Origin of the sequence: uncultured Citricoccus sp. (assembly GCF_937871995.1) — a bacterium.
Taxonomy (GTDB): domain Bacteria; phylum Actinomycetota; class Actinomycetes; order Actinomycetales; family Micrococcaceae; genus Citricoccus.
The window spans coordinates 1-1,730 of record NZ_CALMQR010000156.1 but is presented as its reverse complement, the minus strand read 5'-3'; the positions used below and the strand labels follow the sequence as shown (position 1 = coordinate 1,730).

Genomic DNA, 1,730 nt, shown 5'->3' with positions numbered 1-1,730 from the left:
GCCGACCATGGCAACCACACGCCACGAAATGATCTCTTTCCCAACACTTACTAAGGGATCCTTGAGCGGGTCGTGGGCTGGTGGGCTTAGTCCAACCATCCGAGTTCGGTGGCCGTCGGCGTCAGGCTCGGGGTGCGCCCGGTTGCCTGGCGGACGAGGTCCCGAAGCGCTGGTGGGAAAGGTGGGCGAATGTCGTCCTGCCAGTAGGTCAGTATCCAGGCCTCCGCGTAGGGATCGCCGGATTGGCACAGCAACTCATAGAGCAAGAAGTGGCGGTCACCGTCCGTGCCCGTCGAGAACACATCAGAAACTGCGTCCGCGCACTGATCCACCTGCTCGCTGTGCAGCAAAGAAGCGTGGTGCGCGCCAGCGCCCTCGACATCCTGAACGGTCTCGGTGTTCTCCTCCAGCTCCCGTGTTCTGTCGAGGTAGGGACGCATCGACGTCAGATAACCCGCCGCAAGCTCTGCCAAAGATCCCTTGGATGCCGTCGTTGGCAGATCATCCAGAGCCGCCCTATTCGCGGTCTGATGGTGCCTCTTGCTCATCATGCCCTCATTGTCCGCGAGGGTCCGGCTCCTGAACGAAACACGGCCGAAATGATCCGCTCGAGGATCCCTCGCTGGGACGGGGCCGGCGAAGGCCGACTCAGTTCCTCACGGGGCCGGTGGAGGTTCGGCATGCGGGACGGCGGACGACTAGCTGTACTGTCCTGGGACGTTAATCGGGTTCCGAAAGGGGCCATGGCTGGGGCTGCGTAACTCCAAAGCTTTGTCAGTGCGCACCTTTAGGCTGGTCTCATCTGCACTGATCCATTCAGGAGGGGCCATGTTCCACAATGAGGTCGACTACCCGTCCGCTGTGACGAGCGCGGACGACGACGGTCTGCACGCGGGTTTCGCGTGGTGTGCCGCCCACATGGAGGACGGTGACCACATCACCGTGTGGACCCACCTGAAGAGCAACCTCAGCAATAACCGTCTACTCGAGCGGTTCGTCTCTTCCTCCCGCGCCGTCGACCACGTCACTGCGCGCGGAGGAGCGTACATCAGGCACACTGGTCCCGTACTCATGGCGTGGCCCGATCCCAACGACATTGCCGAGTTCACCGGTTCGAACAGCAACAGCATCCGTGCCCTGTGCGTCGTGTCGTGGAACGACGACAAACTGCGTCCTTGGGTCAGCGCGGCACGGCCCGAACTCTTGGGCACCACGGCCCCGTGGCAAGAGCTGACCCCGGCGCTTGACCCGGTTGTCGAAGAGGGCATGAAGAGCCTCACCATGACCATCAACCACAACAACACGATCGCCGCCGGCTACGAGAAGGACGACGTCGTCTCGACGCTGCTGGCGCTCCACGACGCTGGGTACACGTTGGATGGACCGGCTCTGGCCGGGTGGGCCGTCGCTCACGGCTGGACGAGCAACAATCCGGCCCATCTGGAGAAGTACGTCGCAATGATCAACAAGGGCTCGCGGCCGAAAGCGCGTCGAACCGTCCGCTCCGACTACATCGACTACCTTCGGGCGAAGGTCGAGGACGCAGACTGATCCGCGGGGCTGTCGTTATCTGCTCTCAGAAATGTCTGGGGTCTGCAGCTCAGGACTCAGGGCTCAGGGCTCAGGCGCACCGTCGGCAAAGGGATCGATCAACGGGACGCCTCGCCGTGAGGCGCCGGGCCCCGATGACCTAACCAAGCCCATCCCCTTGCAAGGCCGGCACCAGGCCC

2 protein-coding genes are annotated in these 1,730 nt (G+C 63.0%); one reads left to right on the top strand and one right to left on the bottom strand.

What is annotated here, in order from left to right; all coding sequences use genetic code 11:
• Nucleotides 1-86 precede the first annotated feature (86 nt).
• A complete protein-coding gene (locus Q0283_RS17315; RefSeq protein ID WP_298045117.1) occupies nucleotides 87-551 on the bottom strand; it encodes a hypothetical protein in 465 nt (154 codons plus the stop codon).
• Nucleotides 552-828: 277 nt separating this feature from the next.
• Here Q0283_RS17315 and Q0283_RS17310 point away from each other — a divergent pair, with 277 nt between their 5' ends.
• Complete coding sequence (locus Q0283_RS17310) at nucleotides 829-1,551, top strand: hypothetical protein (protein ID WP_298045901.1); 723 nt, start codon at nucleotides 829-831, stop codon at nucleotides 1,549-1,551.
• Nucleotides 1,552-1,730: the final 179 nt, after the last annotated feature.